At 65.4% G+C, this 1689-nt stretch carries 2 protein-coding genes; one reads left to right on the forward strand and one right to left on the reverse strand.

From position 1 onward, the window contains the following. Window positions 1-186 precede the first annotated feature (186 nt). A complete protein-coding gene (locus JHD07_RS39275; protein ID WP_291631991.1) occupies window positions 187-1017 on the reverse strand; it encodes an SDR family oxidoreductase in 831 nt (276 codons plus the stop codon). Window positions 1018-1137: 120 nt separating this feature from the next. On the opposite strand from JHD07_RS39275, the gene JHD07_RS39280 reads away from it, so the two are divergent. Next, complete coding sequence (locus tag JHD07_RS39280; protein ID WP_291631993.1) at window positions 1138-1512, forward strand: response regulator; 375 nt, start codon at window positions 1138-1140, stop codon at window positions 1510-1512. Window positions 1513-1689 lie beyond the last annotated feature (177 nt).

A 1689-nucleotide genomic window follows, 5' to 3' on the forward strand; every position in this document is an offset into this window, starting at 1 on the left:
ACCGCTTCGCGGTCTCCTCAGGATGAGGCTAAGCAGCATCGGAGCCCGTTGAAACAGGCTCAACGTCCTCGATCCTCATCTTGAGGGCCCGCCAACGGCGGGCGTCTCGAAGGATGGCCACAGGCGAGATCGCGCCATATGCGATTGCCCTGCCCTTCAGGGGAGGGTGAAGCGAGCGCCACGCGCCTATGTCCCCTTTGCCATCTTCTCCAACCTCCGCTGCAGCGGCGCCCAGTACGTCCCCGGGCGGAAGCGCTGCAACAGGTCGATGAAGCGGGCGTCGTTGCCGATCAGGATGCGCGGCTCGTTTCGCTCGATGCCCCTGATGATACGCAGCGCGGCTTGCTTCGGCGTCGTCTTCGCCGCGGTCTCGAACCGCTCGATCGATTGCACGCGGCGCGCGTTGTCGGTGACGCCGACGCCGGTGCGTGCGTTGCGCGCGATCGCGGTGGCCACGCCGCCGGGATGCACCACCGATAGCTTGACCGGGCTGTCCGCGACGCCGAGCTCGTGCCGCACGCTCTCGGAGAAACCGCGCACTGCAAATTTCGCCGCCGCATAGGCCGATTGGCCGGGCGGCGCGACGATGCCGAAGATCGAGGAGAGGTTGACGATGTGCGCCTCGGGCCTCGTCTTCAGATGCGGCAGGAAGGCCCGCGTGCCGTGCACGACGCCCCAGAAATTGACGTCGAACAGCCAGTCCATCTGCGCCTGGTCGATCTCCTCGAACGAGCCCATCAGCGCCACGCCGGCATTGTTGACGACGATGTTCAGCGCCGGATGGGCCGCGACCGCCTCGCTCGCGAACTGCGCGATGTCATCAGCCTCACCGACGTCGACGCGGTGGACGCTGACCTTGCGGGCCGGGCCGATCTCCGCGGCCAGCGTCTTCAGCCCCGCCTCGTCTCGGTCGGCGAGCGCGAGATCGCAGCCGCGCTGTGCAAGTTCGATGGCCAGCGCGCGGCCGATGCCGCTGGCGGCTCCCGTGATGGCGGCGGCGCCGCGAATCGTCGTCATGATGCTCCCCGTCAAGCCTTGATGCGGGAACTATGCTTTACATTTTTTCAGAATGGAACCGAACCTCAGGCGCCCCAGGTTTTTAACATTCGTTACTGAGGCATGCATTGGGAGCCGCCGATGGGACAATCGAAACCATTTCGCGCGACAGCGCTCATCGTTGAAGACGACATCATGCAGCGTGAGATGCTGTGCGTTCTCCTGGAAGAGAGCGGTTATCAGGTCATCCAGTGCGAAAGCGCCGAGGCCGCCGAGCTCGTCCTCGACAAAAACGCCGGCGTGCTCTCCCTGATGCTGACGGACGTGCAGCTTGCCGGCCGCATGAACGGGGTCGAGCTCGCTCACGTCGCCAAGGATCGCAATCCCAGGCTCGACGTCGTTGTCACCTCCGGCCGCCCCCTGATGCAACCCTTGCCAGATGGCGCCAAATTCTGGGCCAAGCCCTGGGCGCCGCTCGACGTGCTGCGCGAGGCCGAGCTCGCGCAGCTGTCCTGAGACGAGAGCTTCGCCTGTTGCGAAGCAAATCCACTATCAATCCCGTCATCCTGAGGTGCTCACACGCGACGCAACGCGTCGCGCGGGAGCCTCGAAGTATGCAGGGCCGAGATGCCGCGATAGCCGGGCCGTCGCCCTTCGAGGGCCGCTGAAGAAGCGGCCACCTCAGGGTGACGG

The sequence above is a fragment of the Bradyrhizobium sp. genome, from assembly GCF_016462955.1.
Taxonomy (GTDB): Bacteria; Pseudomonadota; Alphaproteobacteria; order Rhizobiales; family Xanthobacteraceae; genus Bradyrhizobium.